Consider the following 20,161-nt stretch of genomic DNA (forward strand, 5'->3'; position numbering starts at 1 on the left):
TGCCTTTAGGTTTGCAGCGCCTGTGAGATCGAGCGCCGCCCGCGCGGCGCATCGCGGGCAAGCCCGCTCCCACATCTGTTTCGGGCCAATCTCTCCTGTGAAGCCAACAGGGACCGCCTTGGTGCATGACTGGAGACAGGTGGAGCAGCATCTGTGCCCGCCGAGATGCATCGTCGGACCCTGTCGGCTTCCACCGAGATGCATCGTCGGACCCTGTCGGCTTCCACCGAGATGCATCGCCATACAAACAAGGCGGTCCCTGTTGGCGGCACAGGAATAACTGGCCCGAAACAGATGTGGGAGCGGGCTTGCCCGCGATGCGCCGCGCGGGCGGCGCTCGATCTCACAGGCGCTGCAAACCTAAAGGCATGCACCTTAAGGACCACAATGCCTCTATTGAGCCGAACACCAACTTCTATTGGCTCAGTTCCAGCCAGATCGGCGCATGGTCCGAAGGCTTTTCCATCGCGCGCAGCTCATAGTCCACACCGGCCGCCTTGATCCGCGGCACCAGGCCCAGGGAGGCCATGATCAGGTCGATGCGCAGCCCGCGCTTGGGTTCGTCCTCGAAGCCGCGGCTGCGGTAGTCGAACCAGCTGAAGCGGTCGGCCACGTCCGGGTGCAGGTGGCGGAAGCTGTCTACCAGGCCCCAGCCCTTGAGGCGTTCCATCCACTCGCGCTCTTCCGGCAGGAAACTGCACTTGCCCGTCTTCAGCCAACGCTTGGCGTTGTCCGGGCCGATGCCGATGTCACAGTCCTGGGGCGAGATGTTCATGTCGCCCATCACCAGGACCGGCTGGTCGTTGTTGAACTGCCCTTCGAGCAACGCTTGCAGGTCGCTGTAGAAGCGCTGCTTGGCCGGGAATTTGGTAGGGTGGTCACGGCTTTCCCCTTGTGGGAAGTAGCCATTCATGATCGTGATCGGGTTGCCGTCGGCATCGGCGAAGGTGCCCCAGATGAATCGGCGCTGGGCGTCTTCTTCATCCGTGGCAAAGCCCTTGAACAGGGTCAACGGTGCCTGGCGCGAGAGCAGGGCGACCCCATAGTGGCCTTTCTGGCCGTGGTAGTGCACGTGGTAGCCCAGCGCCTGGACATCGGCCAGAGGGAACTGATCGTCGCTGACCTTGGTTTCCTGCAGGCCGATCACGTCCGGCTGGTGCTTTTCGATCAGCGCCGCCAGCTGGTGCGGACGGGCCCGCAGGCCGTTGATGTTGAAACAGACGATCTTCATTGGAAAGACAATCCTGGTAAAAGGCCGGATGCTAGCCGACATCGGCGATGATCACCAGCATGGCGGCCAGGCCCCGGCACTGCTAACGTGCTGGGTGAGGTGAACGATGCGCAGTGGAGCACCTCCAAGGCACTGACATGCCCTTTCCAGGAGGACGACCCGCCATGCTCGAAACCGCTGCCGCCCAGGCGCGTATCTGCACCCTCGATGACGGCTACAGCCGTGAGGCACGCTCGCTGTTGTACCACGCCTACCGCCACGAACCGACTTTTGCCTATATCTTCGAAGCCCAGCGCCCAGGCTACGAGCGCCGGCTGCGGGTGATGGTGCGCGAGTGGGTACGTCAACATTTTTACCTGCAGCTGCCGGCCATCGGCCTGCTGCTGGAAGACCGCCTGATCGCCATGGCCCTGATCGTGCCGCCGCAACGCCGCCTGGGTGTGGCCGACAGCTGGGCCTGGCGCTTGCGCATGCTGCTGGGCACCGGCCAGCGCTGTACCCGACGCTACATGGATTACCAGGCAGCGCTGGCCAGCTGCCTGCCGAGCGGGCAGGTGCACATGCTGCCGCTGCTGGGGGTGCATCCGCAATTTAGAGGCTGTCACTATGGCGAGCAATTGTTACAAGCTGTTCACGATTGGTGCGCGGAAGACCCCAACACCCAGGGCGTGGTGCTGGACTCTGGCAACGAGCATTACCTGGCCTTTTACGCGCGCCAGGGCTATGAAGAGATAGGGGAGGTGGCTGTAGGGCCAATCCGGGAAAGGGTGTTCTTTCATCCCAATCCAGTGTCATCCATGTCATCAATTGCTTGAACTGTGCCGCCAGGCGCCTCCCTTGAGCGCCTGGCTCTGGTAGCATGCGCCGCATGACGTATTCAGGAAGACTTACCTGGGGCCTGGTTTTCTGGGCTGCCAGTGTTGCAGCATGGGGCCAGAGCGAGTTGCTGGTGAAGGTAAAGCCCGCCAACAAGGCACTCAAGGCCAATGTCGAAGGCTATATCGGTACCCTCGGAGACCGCGATGAACAAGCGCTGCTGCGTTTCAGTCGCGGTGCCCAGGAGCAGGCGCGCAAGGCCGCGCAGGCCCTTAGCTACTATCAGGCGCAGATCGACACCGAGGTCAAGCCGCCAGCCAAGGCCGACCAGCCCCCACAACTGATCATCGAGATCGCCCCCGGCGAGCCGGTGCGCCTGCGCAACGTGACGGTGCGCATCGAAGGGCCGGCCAGCGAGATGAAAGCTTTTCGCATACCCGACAGCAGGGCCCTGCGGGCAGGTGAACAGCTCAACCATGGCACGTACGAAGATGCCAAGCGGTTGATCCAGAACCAGGCTTCGCGTTATGGCTTCTTCAGTGGCCACTTCACGCGCCAGCGCCTGGCGATCGACCCTCAGGCCGGCGTGGCCGATATCGAACTGGTTTACCAGAGTGGTCCGCGTTATCGCCTCGGCGCGGTGAAATTCACGGGTGACACGCCGCTCGATGAAGACCTGCTGCAGCGCATGGTCTCGTTCAAGCCCGGCACGCCTTACGACTCCGAACTGATTGCCCAACTCAACAACGACCTGCAATCGAGTGGCTATTTCGAAGGCGTGCGGGTTGATGCCGCGCCCACTGCGGCAGTGGGCGAGGACATCCCGGTAGACGTGCGCCTCGACACCCGCAAACCGCGCACCATGGGCCTGGGCCTGGGCTTCTCGACTGACGTGGGACCGCGTGGCAAGGCCAACTGGACACGGCACTGGGTCAATCCGCAAGGCCATAGTTATGGCTGGGAAACCGAGCTTTCGGCGCCGCGGCAGAACGTGGGCTTGTGGTACGACGTGCCGCTCGATCCACCCTTGACCGACAAGCTGCGCTTCGCCGGTGGTTACCAGAACGAGGAAATTGCCGGCACCGACACCCTCAGCAAGTTGCTGACCGTCGGCCCGGAGTGGCACAGCAAACTGGCCAGCGGCTGGCAGCGGGTGGTCTCGCTCAAGTACCAGCGCGAAGAGTATCGCCTGGGCGATGACTCGGGTCTTAGCAACCTGCTGATGCCGGGCGTGAGTTTTTCCTACCTGCGCAGTGACAACCGCATCGACCCGCACAACGGCTACCGCTTGCAGTTCGACACCCAGGTGGCCAAGGAGGGGCTGGTGTCCGATACCAACCTGTTGCACGGCAATGTCCTGCTCAAGGGCCTGACTACGCTCGGCCACAATCATCGTTTCCTCGGCCGGGTGCAGTTCGGTGGCAGTGCCACCAACGGCTACAAGAACAACATCCCGCCGTCGCTACGCTTTTTCGCCGGTGGTGACCAGAGCGTGCGCGGCTACGACTACCAGACGCTCTCGCCGAAGAATAGCGACGGTGACCGCATTGGCGGGCGCTACCTGGTCGCGGGGAGTGTCGAGTACCAGTATTCGCTGGCCGAAAAATGGCGGGTGGCAACCTTCATCGACCAGGGCAACGCGTTCAACACGCTGGAACTGCCCAGCCTCAAGACCGGGGTCGGTTTTGGTGTGCGCTGGGTTTCGCCGGTAGGGCCGCTGCGCCTGGACCTGGCCAAGGCGCTCGATGACGACGGCGGTATTCGCCTGCACTTCTCCATGGGGCCCGAGCTGTGATGCGTGTGTTGAAATTCGTTCTGCCGGGCGTGCTCGGCAGTGTGCTGCTGGTGGCCCTGGCCCTGGGGCTGTTACTGGGTACCGAAGGCGGCAGCCGCTGGGTGCTCGGCCGGGTGCCAGGGCTGACGGTCGAAGCATTCCAGGGCCGCTTGGCAGGCACCTGGCAGGCCAGCCAGCTGCGCTGGGTCGACGGCGGCAACACGGTGCAGATGCAGGCGCCGCTACTGAGCTGGTCTCCCGCTTGCCTCATGCGCGCCACGCTGTGTATCGACCAGCTACAGGCTCAGCGGGTCGACATGGCCTTCGCGCCAGGCGATCAACCGGCCGAAAGTGCTCCGCTGCAGTTACCCGCCCTGCGCTTGCCGGTGGCGATCGAGGTCGGTGAGGTGAAGGTGGGGCAGTTGCGCCTGGATGGCAGTGATCTGCTCGGCGATCTGCACCTGGCGGCGCACTGGACCGCGAGCGGCCTGCGCATCGACAACCTGCAGTTGCAACGTGACGATTTGCGTGTGCAGGTGCAGGGCGATGTGCAGCCTGAGGGCGATTGGCCGGTACAACTTCAAGGCCAGGTGCAGTTGCCAGCGGTGGAGGGCAAAGCCTGGCAACTGGCCCTGACCGCCAAAGGTGAATTGCAGAAAACCCTTACCCTCGACGCCACCAGCAGCGGCTACCTGGATGCCCGCCTGAACGGGACGCTACAGGCCCTGGCCGAACACTTGCCGGCAACGCTGCAGATACGCGCCGACGCCTTCAAACCAACGGGCTCGTTGCCCGACACGTTGCAATTCAACCAGCTTGTGCTGGAGGCCCAGGGCGATCTCCTCAAGGGCTATCAACTGACGGGTAGCGCCAGCCTGCCGGCCGAACAGGCACCGATCGCACTGGCGCTGGCCGGCAAGGTCGACGCCAAGGGCGCCAAGCTGGATGCCCTGGACCTGACAGCCAGCGACACCCAGCGCGTCAAGCTGCAGGCCAGCGCTGACTGGCAGCAGGCGCTGAAGGCCGACGCTCAACTGGATTGGCAGGACTTTCCGTGGTTGCGTCTATACCCGCTGGAAACGCCGCCGCAGGTTACCCTCAAGCGTTTCATCGCCCAGGTTCACTACCAGGATGGCAACTACCAGGGCACCCTCAACGGTGACCTCGACGGCCCGGCAGGGGCATTCACCCTGGCCAGCCCGTTCCAGGGTGACCTGGGCCAGGTGCGCCTGCCGCAGCTGGCGCTGACCGCCGGGCAGGGCAAGGCGGCGGGCAGTGTCGCCGTGCGCTTTGCCGATACGCTGGCCTGGGACGTCGACCTGCAGTTGTCAGCGCTGGACCCCGCGTACTGGCTCGCCGAGTTGCCGGGCACCCTGGCCGGGCCTTTGCGCAGCAAGGGTGAGATGAAGGGCGAACAACTCAGCCTGGATGCCCAGCTCGACCTCAAGGGGCGCCTGCGCGGGCAGCCGGCGGTGCTCAAGGTCGAGGCCCAAGGGGCCGGGCAGAGCTGGACGCTCGGCGCGCTGGCTGTGCAACTGGGCGATAACCGTATCAACGGTAGCGGTAGCCTGCAGCAGCGCCTGGCCGGGCGTGTCGACCTCGATCTGCCACGGCTTGGCCAGTTGTGGCCGAGGCTGCAAGGGCAGGTTAAAGGGCGCCTGGACGTCAGCGGCACGCTGAACGCACCGCAAGGCAACCTGACCCTGCAGGGCCAGCAACTGGCGCAGGAAGAAAACCACCTCCAGCGGCTCGAGCTGCAGGGGCGTCTGGACAGCGCCCAACGGGGCGTGATCGACCTCAAGGCCAGCGGCATCCGCGTGGGGGACACGGTGCTGGGCACCTTGCAGGCCTACGGCAAGGGTGATATCCGCCAGCAGGCGCTGACCCTGGCCCTGGACGGTCCGCAACTCAAGCTCGACCTGGGCCTGGATGGCCAGCTGAGCAAGGGTGACTGGCGTGGTCGCCTGGCCAGCGGCAGGATCCAGGCCGGTGGCCAGGACTGGCAGCTGCAGTCACCGGCGCGCCTGCAGCGGCTGGCCAATGGCCAATTGGATTTCGGTGCCCATTGCTGGCGTTCAGGCCAGGCCAGCCTGTGCGGCGAGGACCAACGGCTGGCGCCCGAGCCGCGTCTGCGCTATCACCTCAAGCAGTTCCCGCTGGATAGCCTGGCGCAATGGCTGCCGAAGGACTTCGCCTGGCAAGGCATGCTCAATGCCGACGTGAACCTGGACATTCCGGCCAGCGGCCCGAAGGGCAACATCCGTGTCGATGCCAGTGGCGGTACGTTGCGTGTCCGCGACAACGGCCGCTGGATCGACTTCCCTTACCAGGCCCTGCGTCTGGACAGCACCCTGGCGCCACGCCGGGTCGATACGCGCCTGGATTTTCGCGGTGAGCGCCTGGGGGAGCTGAGCCTGAACACGCGCCTCGATCCGCTGGGCAAGAACAAGCCGCTGTCGGGCGAGTTCCGTCTCGCGGGGCTGGACGTATCGATTGCCCGTCCGTTCGTGCCGATGGTCGAACGCCTGGCCGGGCAGTTGAATGGCAGCGGCCGCTTGACCGGCACCTTGCTGGCGCCACAAGTCATCGGCAACCTGATGCTCACGGGGGGCGAGGTCAGTGGTGCCGAGCTGCCGGTCAGCCTGCAGGACCTGTCGCTGCAGGCCTTGATCGCTGGCGAGCAGGTGCAGATCAACGGCGGCTGGCGCAGCGGCGATGCCGGCCGCGGCCAGCTCGACGGCCAGCTGACCTGGGGCCAGGCCCTGGGCATGGACCTGCGTCTGCAGGGCCAGCAACTGCCCGTGACCGTCGAGCCCTACGCCACACTGGAAGTTGCCCCGAACCTGAACCTGCGGCTGATCGATGACAAGCTGGCGGTGACCGGCAAGGTGCTGGTACCCAAGGGCAAGATCATTGTGCGCGAATTGCCACCTTCTACCGTCAAGGTCTCGGACGACACGGTCATCGTCGGCCACCAGACCGAAGAGGGCAAGCCGCCCATGGCGATGGCCATGGATATCGACGTGGTCGTGGGGCAGGACACGCTGTCATTCAGCGGCTTCGGCCTGACCGCCAACCTGCTCGGCCATGTGCACATTGGCGACAACATGGACACCCGTGGCGAACTGAGCCTGGCCGATGGTCGTTACCGTGCCTACGGCCAGCGCCTGACCATTCGCCGCGCACGGTTGCTGTTTGCCGGGCCGATCGACCAGCCTTATCTGGATATCGAGGCCATCCGCAAGGTCGACGATGTGATTGCCGGTATCCGCCTGAGCGGCAGCGCCGAGCAACCGACCACCACGGTGTTCTCGGAACCGGCCATGAGCCAGGAGCAGGCGTTGTCGTACCTGGTGCTGGGGCGCCCGCTGGGGACTTCTGGTGAGGATAACAACATGCTTGCCGAAGCGGCATTGGGCCTGGGCCTGGCGGGCAGTGCGGGGATTACCGGCAGCCTGGCCTCGGGCCTGGGGATCGATGATTTCCAGCTGGATACCGAAGGCTCCGGTAACAGCACCAGCGTGGTGGCCAGTGGCAACCTGACCGAGAAGCTCAGCTTGCGCTACGGGGTCGGGGTGTTCGAGCCGGCCAATACCATTGCGCTGCGTTACAAGTTGAGCAAGAAGGTTTATCTGGAGGCTGCCAGCGGGCTGGCAAGCTCCCTGGATATCTTCTACAAGCGCGACTTCTGAGGGGCGCGTCAGCGTACGGTGGCGGCCTCGATGAATTCATTGCTGTCACTGGGTGGAGGGGGAGGGCCAGTGCGTACTGGAATGATCATGTTGGTGTACTGCTCAATCAGCCGGTTCAGCGCTTCAGGGGGGTCGCATGCCTGGAACTGCATGCGAATCTGCACTTCGTCAGGGTCGCGCGCTTCACCCTGACGCCCCTGCGAGCCTATGGATACCTTGAAGTTCGCAGCGGGGTTTTTCTCCGCTTCTGCTTCAGGTCCTGCACTCTATCGGTCCCTTTGACACGAACCGACAAGTCGACTTGCATGCGTTCAAGTGCCAGCCCTTTGGGGGATACCAGTGCAAAGAGGGGCACACGCATGATATGGAAGTCGTCCATGGCGACTTCTACCATCTTTGCCCTCATGGGGGCGCCCAGCGCCTGATCATCGAGATCGAAAAACTGGTCGAAGAGGTTTATATACTGTTGCGCGATCAGGCTGTTCGTCGCCGCCGCGGCCTCTTGCAGGCCGCGAGTGATATCGCGCAGGTCAAGCGAGGTCATGGGGGAGGGTGACGTGTCCACTCAAAGTTTCCTCTTTGTCGTAAGGTCCCCCGTCGCGGACGGCGGGGGTAATGACGCAGTGCTCAAGGTGCTGCCGTATTGGCATTAGCAGGTGCTGCTGAATTGGCAGCCGCGGCATTGTCGATCTTCAGAACGTCAGCGTCGGATATCTTTTCGAGACTGCGCGGTGCTTCGTCACCTTTGACCACGACAGGTTTGGTACTTGCGCTTACCAGGAAATCAATAACTTTCATCATGGCCTCAGGCGGTTCCTGGCGCGCGATTCGAGTATTGAACTTATAACGGGCAGTCGTGTCGGTTTTACGTGTTTGCTCGGAATGGTTACTGATACTGCCCTTGACGCTTACGCTGAAAGGCCCCCACCCCACTTTGCCTTCCAGACTGCCTTCTTTTTTGCTGGTGCTCTTGTCTTCGGCAAACTGGTTGATGGTCAGTTCGAACGCTACATTACCCTCCATGATCGAGATATTCGGGTGGGTGATGGCTGCCAGCAGGGGCACCTTCATGGTTTTGCTGACAACACCTTTGTATTCGCCTTGCTCATTGACGATCGTTTCGTCGTAGTCGAACTGGATAGCGACTGCCTTGCCATTCTGAATGCACACTTGCATGAGGAAGTCAGCGTAGGATTTGCTTGCACTCACTTGAGCCTTGATCATCGCCTGCAGCGGGGCAGCGATCATTTTATCCATTGGCAGCGAGTTGATCACGGAGCCGATGAGACTGTTATCTATCATGGGTATTCCCCTGTGTGGATATCAAGTTTTCGATAGGGCCGTTGTTTGGCGCCGCATTCATAATTAGCGAACGTCATGCTCCTGGCGCCGGATGTTGCCAATCTGTCGCAGGCTCAACCCATACTTGTTGGCGAGCAGACTGCGAGACAAACCTTCGGCGCTTTCTTTCTGGATTTGCAGATTGCGCAATTGCCTCAGGAAATGATCTGCCTTGGGTATTTCCAGGGCCACACCGGCAAATCGCTTGATCAGGGCGTCGAGTGCGTCTGCCGGAAGCACGTCGGCGAGTTTGGTGCGCGCTCGGTGCTTGGGGATGTACTTGGGCCTGCCGCCGTAGGCGCAGGTCAACTGGTAGGCGTTTTCAAGGCCGATGCATTCGATCAGGGCCTGCAACGAATGCGGTAACTGGCCGATGTCGATGGATGTGAGATCTGGCAGTTCCATAAGACTTCCTCGCGGTGGATGGAGCGCGATGCCTGTCGTTGGCATGGAGGAATTCTCGGTGAGCGCCGAATGTTGCGACTAGGCGCCAAGTGGGCTGGCAGTTGTAGTTTTGGTGAGCAGGGCTTGCAGGCAAGGATGTCGCGGGATGTAGGACGTTGCGTCAACACTGCTTTGCAGGCCCGATTGCTCGTTGGGTTGCATTTCCATCGCGCTAGTGAGTGCCCGAACCCTTATTCACACGGATAACTGTTCAGCAGGCTCGCACTTGAAAGATAGTCGTGGGCGTTATCCGGATGACCGTGTGGCAAGGTGCGCCAGTCGATCTCCAGGCAGAGGCTGTTCAATGGCTGGTCATCGAGCATGCCGATGACCCGGTCGGGAAAGGTCCGCCGGTAGCGGGCGACGGTTTTGCCCAGGGGTTCGACCTGATCCGCCTGTGCCAGCGCCTGGCGAGCCAGTGCGGGCAGCAATGGCTGCGGGATGGTGAAATAGGGGTGACCGGGCCTTGCTTGCAGGTGCCCGGCTGCGCGGCTTCTTTGCCATAGTTGTTGCCACTGGCTGCTCCCTGCATGGGCAGCCAATTGGTCACCTAGTGTGAGCAATTGTTCAGGCGGCGCCTGGCCGGTGTCGAGGGCCTGAATGGGAAGTGATGGCGCGAGCAGCATGATGAACAGCGCGAACCTGCGCATGGTGCCTCCAGCATGGATTGAGGAAGCCCAATGCTTTCAGGCATGCCTTGCCATGCTAAGCAGGAAATGCAGCGCTGCAAGGCGTTGACGTTGTATCATTGTCGCCGCTCGTTGTGAGCAAATACCCCCGATGTTGAAGGATTTTTCGATGACCCACGTGCAGCGCCTCAAATATTCGCTTCTGATCATCCTGGTGGTGCTGGGCCTCATGCTGGGCCTGTCGCATCTGCAGAAGCAAGGCACGATCAGTGAACAGACCTTCCAGATGCTGGCTATCGCGATTGCCGTGGTGGTGGTCGTGATCAACGGGATTCTGCGGCGCAAGGTCAAGCCCTGACGCCTGCCCGGCGGCAGCGTCAGGCGGCCTGCAGTCAGCGCGGCAAGGGCTGTTCGAGTACGGCGCGTGCTTCGGGCTTGAGGCTGTAGCACTTGTCGCTGCCAAGGCTGATCACACCCTCTGTGCACAGCCGTTTGAGCACCTCGCGCACGCTCAGGAACGACAACGGGATATCCAGTTGCTCCAGTTGCGCATGCACGCCGCGCACGCCGATGCTGCGCCCGGTGCGATCCGCGTGGTACAGCGCATCGATCACTTTCAGGCGAATGAGGCTGGTGCGCAGGCCGTAATTGCGCAGCAGTTCGCGAATCTGCTCGTTGCCGGTACGCTCGTCCACGCTGGTGGCCGCGCCGATGGCCGCCTTCCCCGGAATGCGCCCGGTCTGCAATGAGGGTTGCGGGTCGTACATGTGAATGCTCCTTTTCGTGGACTGTCCCGAAATATGGGTGGCTCACTGATTAAGGACGAATGAGAACGGCAAATCTGCAGCGTCTGCCTGCAAAATTTTCTGCCGGTGTCTGTTGAAGACGGTTCGCGGCGCCACTGCGCGTAAAATTTTCATCCAGCCGTTCGTTTGATCGGGAATGATCCCTGAATCCGAGGAATGCCCGTGTTGTCAATTTCGCGTCCCTTGACCTGTGCCAGCCTGGCGGCTGCCCTGGTCGCCTCCAGCGTAGCCGTGCAGGCGCGGGAAACCGGCGCTGATGCCAGTGCGCAGATCCGTCGCACCAGTTTTGGTGTGCCGCATATCGTCGCCAAGGATGAGCGCGGCCTGGGGTATGGCATTGGCTATGCCTATGCCCAGGACAACCTGTGCTTGCTGGCCAATGAAGTGCTGACGGTCAACGGTGAGCGCTCGCGCTATTTCGGCGCTCAGGCCAAGACCCTCGAACAACGCGACAACCTCGCCAGTGACCTGTTCTTCAGCTGGCTCAACACGCCGGCGGCAGTCACTGGCTTCATGCAGGCCCAGCCAGCGCAGCTGCGCGAATTGCTGGAGGGTTATGCCAGCGGCTTCAACCGCGCCTTGGCCGAGCGGCGCAAGCAAGGCCTGCCTGCCGAATGCGGCGACGGCCAGTGGGTACGCCCGATCACCAGCCAGGACCTGGTCAAACTGACCCGTCGCCTGCTGGCTGAAGGGGGCGTGGGCCAGTTCGCCGAAGCGCTGGCGGGCGCCCAGCCCCCCAGGCTGGCAGCCCAGCGAGCAACCCCGGCCTTTGACGTGGCGCTGGCCCAGCAGCAGCGCTTCGCCTCCGAGCGCGGCAGCAACGCGGTGGCTGTGGGGGCGCAACGCTCGGCCAATGGCCGCGGCCTGTTGCTGGCCAACCCGCACTTCCCGTGGATGGGTGGCATGCGTTTTTACCAGATGCAGCTGACCATTCCAGGCAAGCTGGATGTGATGGGGGCCGCTTTGCCTGGCCTGCCGGTGGTGAACATCGGCTTCAACCGCCACCTGGCCTGGACCCACACGGTGGATACCTCAAAGCACTTCACCCTGTATCGCTTGCAGCTGGACCCCAAGGATCCGACCCATTACCTGCAGGATGGCAAGTCCATCCCGATGGCACGGCAAACCGTGAGCGTCACGGTCAAGGCCGCCGATGGCACCCTCAGCCAGGTCGAGCGCCAGGTCTACAGCTCCCGTTTCGGGCCGGTGGTGCAGTGGCCTGGGCGACTGGACTGGGACACCCAGGCAGCCTATAGCCTGCGCGATGCCAACCTGGACAACACGCGCGTGCTGCAGCAGTGGTATCGCATCAACCTTGCCGACAGCCTGGAGGCCCTGAAGGGGTCCATCGAACAGTTGCAGGGCATCCCCTGGGTCAACACCCTGGCGGTCGATGCCGCAGGCACGGCGCTGTACCTGAACCAGTCCGTGGTGCCTTATGTCGATCAGCAACTGCTGAGCGAATGCAGCAACGCGGCGGTGCAAGGCCCTCTGGTGGTGCTGGACGGGTCGCGCAGCGCCTGCCAGTGGAAGGTCGATGCCCAGGCCGCGCAGCCTGGCATCTTCCCGGCGCGGATGCTGCCCAGCCTGGAGCGCAACGACTTCGTGCAGAACTCCAACGACCCAGCCTGGATGGCCAACCCGGCCCAGCCGTTGACCGGTTTCTCGCCGTTGATCAGCCGCAGCGACCAGCCACTGGGCATGCGCGGCCGCTTTGCCCTCGAGCGCCTGCAAGGCAACGCCAAGCTGGGTGTCGATGACTTGCAGCGCATGGTGCTGGACGACGACGTTTACCTGGCCAGCCTGGTGCTGCCCGACCTGCTGCAGTGGTGCAAAGGGGCTGAAGCCGACCTGCAGGCTGTGTGCGCCAGCCTCGCCGCCTGGAATGGCAAGGCCGATTTGACCAGTGGTGTCGGCCTGGTGCATTTCCAGAACATGGTCGAGGCCATGGCCAAGCAGCCGCAAAGCTGGCGCGTGGCCTTCGACCCGGCAGACCCGCAGCACACCCCGCGTGGCCTGGCGGTGGAGCAGGCGGCCGTGCGCCAGCTGTTGCGCGAAGCAGCCTTGGCATCGATGCAGCAAGTGGCCAAGGCCGGTGTGGAGGAGGGCAGCCGCTGGGGGCAGATCCAGCAGGCCGCCGATGGCACGCCTGTACCAGGGGGGCCGCAGCAGCTGGGGGTTTATAACGCGATGTTCAGCGTGCCGCACGGGCCGGGCAAGCGGCTGGTGGTCAGTGGTACCAGCTACCTGCAGGTGGTGAGTTTCACTGAAGATGGGCCACAGGCGCGTGGGCTATTGGCGTTCTCGCAGTCCAGCGAAGTCGGCTCGGCGCACTTCAGCGACCAGACCAAGGCGTTTTCGGCCAAGCAGCTGGCAGCGCTGCCGTTTACCGAGGCGCAGATCAAGGCGGACCCGGAGTATCGGCAGTATGTGATCAGTGAGCGGGACAAGGGGGCTGTGGCCAGCCGGCCTTGAAGCGATAGCCTGTCATGGCCTATTCGCGGGTAAACCCGCTCCCACAAGGGCTGCACCAAGGCTACAGGCGGTGCAATTGCTGTGGGAGCGGGTTTACCCGCGAAGAAGTCAACTCAATCCGTCAGGAGAACTCGAACGGCTCCAGGGCAAAGCCTTGCCCATCGACCTGCAAGGTCCAGCCCCGTCGGTCCCAATCCCCCAGCACGATGCGCCGGGCCGGTTCACCTTCGACCATCAGCTTGTGAATCGCCGGCCGGTGGGTGTGGCCATGCACCAGCGTGCGTACGCCGTGCGCCGCCATCACTTTCGGCACTTCATCCGGCGTGACGTCGACGATCTCGGTGGCCTTCATGCGCGTCTGCGCACGGCTTTCGCTGCGCAGCTTGCGCGCCAGTTTCTGCCGGGTGGCCAGCGGCAGGTGCCGGAGGATCCACAGGCTCACCGGGTTGCGCAGGTAACGGCGCATCTTCATGTAGGCCAGGTCGCGGGTGCACAGGGTGTCGCCATGCATCAGCAGCACCGGTTCACCGCCCAGCTCGATCACGCTTGGGTCGGCCAGCAGTGTGCAGCCAGCGGCCGTGCAGAAGTCCTGGCCAATCAGGAAGTCGCGGTTGCCATGCATCAGGTAGATCGCCGTGCCGCTGTCGCTGAGCTGGCGCAAGGCCTGGCAGATCGACTGCTGGAACGGTGTCATGGCGTCGTCGCCGATCCACGCTTCAAAAAAATCACCGAGGATGTACAACGCCTTGGCGTGACGGGCGCGGCCGTCGAGCAGATCAAGAAACGCCCGGGTGATGTCCGGGCGTTCTTCTTGCAAGTGCAGATCGGAGATCAGCAGGATCACTCAATGATCTCGGCTTTCTCGATGATCACGTCGTCTTTTGGCACATCCTGGTGGCCAGCCTTGGAACCGGTGGCGACCTTCTCGATGGCATCGACCACTTCACGGCCTTCGATCACTTCGCCGAAGACCGCGTAGCCCCAGCCCTGCACGTTCTTGCCGCTGTGGTTGAGGAAGTCGTTGTCGGAGGCGTTGATGAAAAACTGCGCCGAGGCGGAGTGCGGCTCCATGGTGCGGGCCATGGCAATGCTGTATTTGGTGTTCTTCAGGCCGTTGTCAGCTTCGTTCTGGATGCTGGCGCGGGTTTTCTTCTGGTTCATGCCGGCTTCGAAACCGCCGCCCTGGATCATGAAACCCTTGATCACGCGGTGGAATACGGTGCCGTCGTAGTGGCCGTCCTTGACGTACTGAACGAAGTTTTCGGTGGTCAGCGGCGCTTTTTCGGCGTTCAGTTGCAGAACGATGTCGCCGTGGTTGGTGCTCAGTTTGACTTTGGACATGCTGAAATTCGCTCTTTCAAGGCATTCGGAAATAGGGTGCGCGGGGCGCGTGCAATGACCTGACGCAGGATCGGGCAACCGCGACACATGTTCATGGTTCATGGTGCGCATCGGCCATTTTGCCCGGATCGCGATAAATCGCGCCAGTTTGTCGGTGCCCGGCTGTCAGCAGCTTGACTGCTTCGGCTATGATAGGCCCTTTGATTCAATCGGCCTACCCAGGCCGGACACGTGCATTCAAGGATCCTATGAGCAAGCCCACTGCCGACAACGCGCCCAACGCCGCTGCCAAAGGCGCCCCCGCTGTCCCTGCGAACTTCCTGCGGCCGATCATCCAGGCCGACCTGGACTCGGGCAAGCACAGCAGCATCGTCACCCGCTTCCCGCCGGAGCCCAATGGCTACCTGCACATCGGCCACGCCAAGTCGATCTGTGTCAACTTCGGCCTGGCCAAGGAGTTCGGCGGCGTCTGCCACCTGCGCTTCGATGACACCAACCCGGCCAAGGAAGACCAGGAATACATCGACGCCATCCAGCGCGACGTGAAATGGCTGGGCTTCGACTGGGCCGGCGAGGTGCGCTATGCCTCCGACTACTTCGACCAGCTGCACGACTGGGCCGTTGAGCTGATCAAGCGTGGCAAGGCCTATGTCTGCGACCTGACCCCTGATCAGGCCAAGGAATACCGTGGCAGCCTGACCGAGCCCGGCAAGAACAGCCCGTTCCGCGAGCGCGGCGTCGAGGAGAACCTCGACCTGTTCGCGCGCATGAAGGCCGGCGAGTTCAAGGATGGCGAGCGCGTGCTGCGTGCCAAGATCGACATGGCTTCGCCGAACATGAACCTGCGCGACCCGATCCTGTACCGCATCCGCCATGCCCACCACCACCAGACCGGTGACAAGTGGTGCATCTACCCGAACTATGACTTCACCCACGGGCAGTCGGACGCCATCGAAGGCATCACCCACTCGATCTGCACCCTCGAGTTCGAAGGCCACCGCCCGCTGTACGACTGGTTCCTCGACAACCTGCCGGTCCCGGCGCACCCGCGCCAGTACGAGTTCAGCCGCCTGAACCTGAACTACACCATCACCTCCAAGCGCAAGCTCAAGCAACTGGTCGACGAAAAGCACGTCAGTGCCTGGGACGACCCGCGCATGTCGACCCTGTCGGGCTTCCGCCGCCGCGGCTATACCCCGGCGTCGATCCGCAACTTCTGCGAAATGATCGGTACCAACCGTTCCGACGGCGTGGTCGACATGTCGATGCTCGAATTCAGCATCCGTGACGACCTCGACCGCACCGCGCCACGCGCCATGTGCGTGCTGCGCCCGCTGAAGGTGGTCATCACCAACTATCCGCAAGGCCAGGTCGAGCAGCTTGAACTGCCGCGCCACCCGAAGGAAGACATGGGCGTGCGCGTGCTGCCGTTCGCCCGCGAGCTGTACATCGACCGCGACGACTTCATGGAAGAGCCGCCAAAGGGCTACAAGCGCCTGGAGCCCGCCGGTGAAGTGCGCCTGCGCGGCAGCTACGTGATCCGCGCCGACGAGGCGATCAAGGATGCCGACGGCAACATCGTCGAGCTGCGCTGCTCGTACGACCCGGACACCCTGGGCAAGAACCCGGAAGGCCGCAAGGTCAAGGGCGTGATCCACTGGGTACCGGCCGAAGGCAGTGTCGAGTGCGAAGTGCGCCTGTACGACCGCCTGTTCCGCTCCGCCAACCCGGAAAAGACCGAGGACGGCGGCAGCTTCCTCGACAACATCAACCCGGATTCGCTGCAAGTGCTGACAGGCTGCCGCGCCGAGCCATCGCTGGGCCAGGCGCAGCCTGAGGACCGCTTCCAGTTCGAGCGCGAAGGCTACTTCTGCGCCGACCTCAAGGACAGCCAGCCGGGTCGCCCGGTGTTCAACCGCACCGTCACCCTGCGTGACTCCTGGGGCAGCTAAGGAACCGCCGTGCTTACCATCTACAACACGCTGAGCAAGACCAAGGAAGCCTTCAAGCCGCTCGATGGCAACAAGGTGCGCATGTACGTGTGCGGCATGACCGTGTACGACTACTGCCACCTTGGCCATGGCCGCAGCATGGTGGCGTTCGACCTGGTGACCCGCTGGCTGCGTAAAAGCGGCTACGACCTGACCTACGTGCGCAACATCACCGACATCGACGACAAGATCATCAACCGCGCCAACGAAAACGGCGAGGCGTTCGATGCCCTGACCGCGCGCATGATCGACGCGATGCACGAAGACGAGCGCCGCCTGAACATCCTCAAGCCGGACCTGGAGCCGCGTGCCACCGACCATATCGCCGGCATGCACGCGATGATCCAGACCTTGATCGACAAGGGCTACGCCTACGCGCCCGGCAACGGCGACGTGTACTACCGGGTCGGCAAGTTCGCCGGTTACGGCAAGCTGTCGCGCAAGAAGATCGAAGACCTGCGCATCGGTGCCCGCATCGAGGTCGACGAGGCCAAGCAGGACCCACTGGATTTCGTTCTGTGGAAAGGCGTCAAGCCGGGCGAGCCGTACTGGGATTCGCCGTGGGGCCCGGGCCGTCCGGGCTGGCACATCGAGTGCTCGGTGATGTCCACCTGCTGCCTGGGTGAGAGCTTCGACATCCACGGCGGTGGCAGCGACCTGGAGTTCCCGCACCACGAGAACGAGATCGCGCAGAGCGAGGCGGCCACTGGCAAGCAGTACGCCAACAGCTGGATGCACTGCGGCATGATCCGTATCAACGGCGAGAAGATGTCCAAGTCGCTGAACAACTTCTTCACCATTCGCGACGTGCTCGACAAGTATCACCCAGAGGTGGTGCGCTACCTGCTGGTGGCCAGCCACTACCGCAGCGCCATCAACTACTCCGAAGACAGCCTGCGCGATGCCAAGGGCGCCCTGGAGCGCTTCTACCACGCGCTGCGTGGCCTGCCGCGGGTTGCCGCCAAGGGTGGCGAGGCGTTCGTCGAGCGCTTCAGCGTGGCGATGAACGACGACTTCGGTACCCCGGAAGCGTGCGCCGTGCTGTTTGACCTGGTGCGCGAGATCAACCGCCTGCGTGACAGCGATGTCGATGCGGCGGCGGGCCTGGCCGGTCGCCTGCGTGAGCTGGGCGATGTGCTGGGTGTGCTGCAGCTGGAGGCCGATGATTTCCTGCGTGCCGGCGCCGAAGGCAAGGTCGATGCGGCGGAGGTGGAAGCCTTGATCCAGGCGCGTTTGCAGGCGCGTGCGGACAAGAACTGGGCTGAGTCCGACCGTATCCGTGACCAGATCACGGCCATGGGTGTGGTGCTGGAAGACAGCAAGGGCGCTACTACCTGGCGTCTGGCTGACTGATCGGCGTAACGGGGTCTGCTTTGCAGCCCATCGCGGCTAAAGCCGCTCCTACAGGGACCGCGCAGCATGCTAACGTTGTGCAGTCCCTGTAGGAGCGGCTTTAGCCGCGATGGGCCGCAAAGCGGCCCCAGCTTTACTTGGCCAAACCGGCCAAAGGGCAGTGCAACACCAGTTTCGCCCCACCCAGCTCGCTCTCGCCAATCTCCAGCCCGAACCCGTGCAGGTCGACGATCGCGGCAACGATCGACAACCCCAGCCCGAACCCGGAATGGCGGTGGCCTTCCTCGCTGCGATAGAACCGCTTCAGCACCGCAGCGCGCTCCTCCTCGGGAATCCCCGGCCCGCTGTCTTCGACGGCAATGTGCACCCCCAGCTCATCCTCAGTCGCCTTGATGGCAACCCGGCCGTCTTCGGGCGTGAACTTGATGGCATTGCCCACCAGGTTGGCCAGTGCTTCGAACAGCAACTCGCGATCACCGTGCAGCGCCGGTAACTGGGCCGGCTGTTCCAGGTTGAGGCGAATGCCGCCATCTTCGGCCAGCGGCAGATAGAAGTCGTGCAGTTCCACCAGCAAGTCGTGCGGATCAAGCTGAACGAAGCCGGCGCGGCGCTGGCGGTCTTCCAGCTCGCTGATGCGCAGCAAGCCACGAAAGCGTGCCATCAACGTATCGGTCTCACCAATCGCCTGGTCCAGCGCTTCGGCTTGTGGTGAATCGTGCGCGCTTTGCTGACGAATACGGTAAAGCTGGGCCCGCAAGCGGGTAAGGGGCGTGCGCAGGTCGTGGGCGATGTTGTCGCAGACGCCTTTGACTTCATGCATCAGCCGCTCGATGCGGTCGAGCATGGCGTTGACGATATCGGCCAGCATGTCCAGCTCATCGCGGCGCGCTGACAGTGGCAAGCGGTGGGTGAGGTCGCCGGCGACGATCAGCTCGGCCTGGGCCTGAATGGCACGAATGCGCTTGAGCGGGCGGCGGCGTAGCAGGTACCAGCCGGCAAACCCCGGAATCAGGGTCAGCGAGATGCCCCACAGCAAGGCATGCAGGATGATGCGCGTGACCACGAACAGCGAGCCATTGTCGCGGAACAGTACCAGCCAACGGCCATCCTGCACCTTGATCGCCACCGCATCGCAGCTGTCACGTGGCATGTGCGGGTCATCGGCATCCAGGCAGCGCTTGAGTTCGTGCACCTTGCCGTCCAGGCCCAGGTCCGGGGGGATCGCGCGAATCCGCCCGCCCACGGGGTTGAACTGAGCGTCGAACAGGCCATAGGCATCGAAACTGCGTTCTTCGAACGCCTGGCTGGCGACCAGGGCATCGTCGAGCTGCTTGCCGCTCATGTGCGCGAACAGGTGCTGGCGCTGCAGCATCGAGTGGCGGGTCAGCTTGTTCAGGTAGCTGGACACCTCGAAATACAGCACCCCCATGAGGATGCTGCTCCAGGCCACGAAGAGGAAACTGTACAGCGCCAGCAGGCGGCTGGTGGACGAGCTCCACCCCTTAGACGGGTTCAGCAATGGCATAGCCCGAGCCCCGTACCGTACGGATCAGCGGCGACTGGCCGGGGGAGTCGATTTTCTTGCGCAGGCGCCCGATGTGCACGTCGATCAGGTTGGTGCCCGGGTCGAAGTGGTAGCCCCAGACTTCCTCGAAGATCATCATCCGCGTGATCACCTGGCCGCTGTGGCGCATCAGGTATTCCAGCAGTTTGTACTCGGTGGGTAGCAGGTTGAGGGTCTGCTCGCCGCGGCGGGCTTCGTGGCTGATCAGGTCCAGCTGAAGGTCCGCGACCTGCAGGCGGGTCTGGGTCATCGGTACACTGTTGCGGCGCAACAGCACTTCGACCCGTGCCGCCATTTCGTCGGAGGCGAACGGCTTGGTCAGGTAGTCGTCGCCGCCGGCGCGCAGGCCGCGCACGCGCTCATCCACGTCGGACAGGGCGCTGATCATCAGGATCGGCGTGGTGATTTTCAGGTTGCGCAGGGTGGTGACGATCGTCAGGCCATCGACCTCGGGCAGCATCCGGTCTACGGTGATCAGGTCGTAACCGCCGGCGATGGCCTTGGCCAGGCCCTCGCGGCCGTTGTCGGCCCAATCCACTTCCAGGCCGTGGCTGGAGAGTTCGGCGACGATTTCCTGGCCGGTGACGGCGTCGTCTTCGATGGTCAGTACGCGTGGCATGCTCGTTCCTGGGCGTCTATTGGAGACTTGATTGTGCCAAAGAATAGCCAAACGGCGATTTAAGAAAAATTCATCTACGCCGGGT

The 20,161-nt window shown here is 63.0% G+C and carries 16 protein-coding genes and 1 pseudogene; 7 read left to right on the forward strand and 10 right to left on the reverse strand.

All coding sequences use genetic code 11. The features are described 5' to 3' along the window. Nucleotides 1-415 precede the first annotated feature (415 nt). Complete coding sequence (xthA, locus tag L6D64_RS24515) at nucleotides 416-1,231, reverse strand: exodeoxyribonuclease III (protein ID WP_176510132.1); 816 nt, start codon at nucleotides 1,229-1,231, stop codon at nucleotides 416-418. 164 nt (nucleotides 1,232-1,395) lie between these two features. Here xthA and L6D64_RS24520 point away from each other — a divergent pair, with 164 nt between their 5' ends. From L6D64_RS24520 to L6D64_RS24530, 3 genes are read left to right on the forward strand one after another with little or no spacing between them, the layout of a single operon-like run. Continuing rightward, nucleotides 1,396-2,046, forward strand: a complete 651-nt coding sequence (locus tag L6D64_RS24520) for a GNAT family N-acetyltransferase (protein ID WP_176510131.1) — start codon at nucleotides 1,396-1,398, stop codon at nucleotides 2,044-2,046. 53 nt (nucleotides 2,047-2,099) lie between these two features. Beyond that, on the forward strand, nucleotides 2,100-3,842 hold the full coding sequence (locus L6D64_RS24525; RefSeq protein ID WP_176510134.1) for an autotransporter assembly complex protein TamA: 1,743 nt from the start codon (nucleotides 2,100-2,102) through the stop codon (nucleotides 3,840-3,842). After that, nucleotides 3,839-7,513 (forward strand): translocation/assembly module TamB domain-containing protein, encoded by a 3,675-nt coding sequence (locus L6D64_RS24530; RefSeq protein ID WP_176510130.1) that lies wholly within the window; start codon nucleotides 3,839-3,841, stop codon nucleotides 7,511-7,513. Before L6D64_RS24525 ends, L6D64_RS24530 begins: the two co-directional genes overlap by 4 nt. A gap of 8 nt (nucleotides 7,514-7,521) precedes the next feature. Here L6D64_RS24530 and L6D64_RS24535 read toward each other — a convergent pair. The 4 genes and pseudogenes from L6D64_RS24535 to L6D64_RS24550 all read right to left on the reverse strand — a co-directional run bounded on the left by L6D64_RS24535 (nucleotide 7,522) and on the right by L6D64_RS24550 (nucleotide 9,948). Further along, nucleotides 7,522-8,057 (reverse strand): annotated as a pseudogene (locus L6D64_RS24535) (DUF2589 domain-containing protein). Nucleotides 8,058-8,140: 83 nt separating this feature from the next. Then, on the reverse strand, nucleotides 8,141-8,815 hold the full coding sequence (locus L6D64_RS24540; protein ID WP_176510129.1) for a DUF2589 domain-containing protein: 675 nt from the start codon (nucleotides 8,813-8,815) through the stop codon (nucleotides 8,141-8,143). A 63-nt stretch (nucleotides 8,816-8,878) separates the two neighbouring features. Then, entirely contained in the window at nucleotides 8,879-9,259 is a 381-nt protein-coding gene (locus L6D64_RS24545; protein WP_176510133.1) for a Mor transcription activator family protein, read from the reverse strand. Between the two features lie 230 nt (nucleotides 9,260-9,489). Beyond that, nucleotides 9,490-9,948, reverse strand: coding sequence for a hypothetical protein (locus tag L6D64_RS24550; RefSeq protein WP_176510128.1), 459 nt, complete (start codon nucleotides 9,946-9,948; stop codon nucleotides 9,490-9,492). 148 nt (nucleotides 9,949-10,096) lie between these two features. Here L6D64_RS24550 and L6D64_RS24555 point away from each other — a divergent pair, with 148 nt between their 5' ends. Next, entirely contained in the window at nucleotides 10,097-10,285 is a 189-nt protein-coding gene (locus L6D64_RS24555) for a hypothetical protein (protein ID WP_003248064.1), read from the forward strand. Nucleotides 10,286-10,319: 34 nt separating this feature from the next. On the opposite strand, the gene L6D64_RS24560 is transcribed toward L6D64_RS24555, so the two are convergent. Next, the gene (locus tag L6D64_RS24560; protein ID WP_176510127.1) at nucleotides 10,320-10,694 is read right to left on the reverse strand and encodes a fe2+ zn2+ uptake regulation protein; all 375 of its coding nucleotides are present in this window, start codon (nucleotides 10,692-10,694) and stop codon (nucleotides 10,320-10,322) included. A gap of 195 nt (nucleotides 10,695-10,889) precedes the next feature. Here L6D64_RS24560 and pvdQ point away from each other — a divergent pair, with 195 nt between their 5' ends. Then, nucleotides 10,890-13,208 carry a bifunctional acylase PvdQ gene (gene pvdQ / locus L6D64_RS24565; RefSeq protein WP_176510126.1) on the forward strand — a complete coding sequence of 773 codons (2,319 nt, stop codon included), beginning with the start codon at nucleotides 10,890-10,892 and terminating at the stop codon, nucleotides 13,206-13,208. Between the two features lie 121 nt (nucleotides 13,209-13,329). On the opposite strand, the gene L6D64_RS24570 is transcribed toward pvdQ, so the two are convergent. Together L6D64_RS24570 and L6D64_RS24575 are read right to left on the reverse strand one after the other, a co-directional pair. Further along, nucleotides 13,330-14,052: a UDP-2,3-diacylglucosamine diphosphatase gene (locus L6D64_RS24570; protein WP_176510125.1), complete on the reverse strand. Its 723-nt coding sequence runs from the start codon at nucleotides 14,050-14,052 to the stop codon at nucleotides 13,330-13,332. Continuing rightward, entirely contained in the window at nucleotides 14,049-14,549 is a 501-nt protein-coding gene (locus L6D64_RS24575) for a peptidylprolyl isomerase (protein WP_176510124.1), read from the reverse strand. The genes L6D64_RS24570 and L6D64_RS24575 overlap by 4 nt, the downstream gene beginning before the upstream one ends. Before the next feature lie 248 nt (nucleotides 14,550-14,797). On the opposite strand from L6D64_RS24575, the gene L6D64_RS24580 reads away from it, so the two are divergent. Further along, the gene (locus L6D64_RS24580) at nucleotides 14,798-16,501 is read left to right on the forward strand and encodes a glutamine--tRNA ligase/YqeY domain fusion protein (protein ID WP_054887315.1); all 1,704 of its coding nucleotides are present in this window, start codon (nucleotides 14,798-14,800) and stop codon (nucleotides 16,499-16,501) included. A 9-nt stretch (nucleotides 16,502-16,510) separates the two neighbouring features. Next, nucleotides 16,511-17,893: a cysteine--tRNA ligase gene (gene cysS, locus L6D64_RS24585; protein WP_176510123.1), complete on the forward strand. Its 1,383-nt coding sequence runs from the start codon at nucleotides 16,511-16,513 to the stop codon at nucleotides 17,891-17,893. A gap of 133 nt (nucleotides 17,894-18,026) precedes the next feature. On the opposite strand, the gene L6D64_RS24590 is transcribed toward cysS, so the two are convergent. Together L6D64_RS24590 and L6D64_RS24595 are read right to left on the reverse strand one after the other, a co-directional pair. Continuing rightward, nucleotides 18,027-19,418 carry a sensor histidine kinase gene (locus tag L6D64_RS24590; RefSeq protein WP_176510122.1) on the reverse strand — a complete coding sequence of 464 codons (1,392 nt, stop codon included), beginning with the start codon at nucleotides 19,416-19,418 and terminating at the stop codon, nucleotides 18,027-18,029. After that, nucleotides 19,396-20,076, reverse strand: a complete 681-nt coding sequence (locus L6D64_RS24595; RefSeq protein ID WP_054887312.1) for a response regulator transcription factor — start codon at nucleotides 20,074-20,076, stop codon at nucleotides 19,396-19,398. Before L6D64_RS24595 ends, L6D64_RS24590 begins: the two co-directional genes overlap by 23 nt. Between the last annotated feature and the right edge of the window lie 85 nt (nucleotides 20,077-20,161).

It is taken from the genome of Pseudomonas urethralis (genome assembly GCF_021602465.1).
In the GTDB taxonomy this organism is placed as follows: domain Bacteria; phylum Pseudomonadota; class Gammaproteobacteria; order Pseudomonadales; family Pseudomonadaceae; genus Aquipseudomonas; species Aquipseudomonas vlassakiae.

What these genes read in the sequence shown, in the direction of transcription:
- L6D64_RS24555 (WP_003248064.1), top strand. Translation starts at nt 10,097, where the DNA reads ATGACCCACGTGCAGCGCCTCAAATATTCGCTTCTGATCATCCTGGTG.
- L6D64_RS24550 (WP_176510128.1), bottom strand. Translation starts at nt 9,948, where the DNA reads ATGCGCAGGTTCGCGCTGTTCATCATGCTGCTCGCGCCATCACTTCCC.
- L6D64_RS24545 (WP_176510133.1), bottom strand. Translation starts at nt 9,259, where the DNA reads ATGGAACTGCCAGATCTCACATCCATCGACATCGGCCAGTTACCGCAT.
- L6D64_RS24575 (WP_176510124.1), bottom strand. Translation starts at nt 14,549, where the DNA reads ATGTCCAAAGTCAAACTGAGCACCAACCACGGCGACATCGTTCTGCAA.
- L6D64_RS24540 (WP_176510129.1), bottom strand. Translation starts at nt 8,815, where the DNA reads ATGATAGATAACAGTCTCATCGGCTCCGTGATCAACTCGCTGCCAATG.
- L6D64_RS24520 (WP_176510131.1), top strand. Translation starts at nt 1,396, where the DNA reads ATGCTCGAAACCGCTGCCGCCCAGGCGCGTATCTGCACCCTCGATGAC.
- L6D64_RS24580 (WP_054887315.1), top strand. Translation starts at nt 14,798, where the DNA reads ATGAGCAAGCCCACTGCCGACAACGCGCCCAACGCCGCTGCCAAAGGC.
- L6D64_RS24525 (WP_176510134.1), top strand. Translation starts at nt 2,100, where the DNA reads ATGACGTATTCAGGAAGACTTACCTGGGGCCTGGTTTTCTGGGCTGCC.
- L6D64_RS24560 (WP_176510127.1), bottom strand. Translation starts at nt 10,694, where the DNA reads ATGTACGACCCGCAACCCTCATTGCAGACCGGGCGCATTCCGGGGAAG.
- pvdQ (WP_176510126.1), top strand. Translation starts at nt 10,890, where the DNA reads ATGCCCGTGTTGTCAATTTCGCGTCCCTTGACCTGTGCCAGCCTGGCG.
- xthA (WP_176510132.1), bottom strand. Translation starts at nt 1,231, where the DNA reads ATGAAGATCGTCTGTTTCAACATCAACGGCCTGCGGGCCCGTCCGCAC.
- L6D64_RS24595 (WP_054887312.1), bottom strand. Translation starts at nt 20,076, where the DNA reads ATGCCACGCGTACTGACCATCGAAGACGACGCCGTCACCGGCCAGGAA.
- L6D64_RS24590 (WP_176510122.1), bottom strand. Translation starts at nt 19,418, where the DNA reads ATGCCATTGCTGAACCCGTCTAAGGGGTGGAGCTCGTCCACCAGCCGC.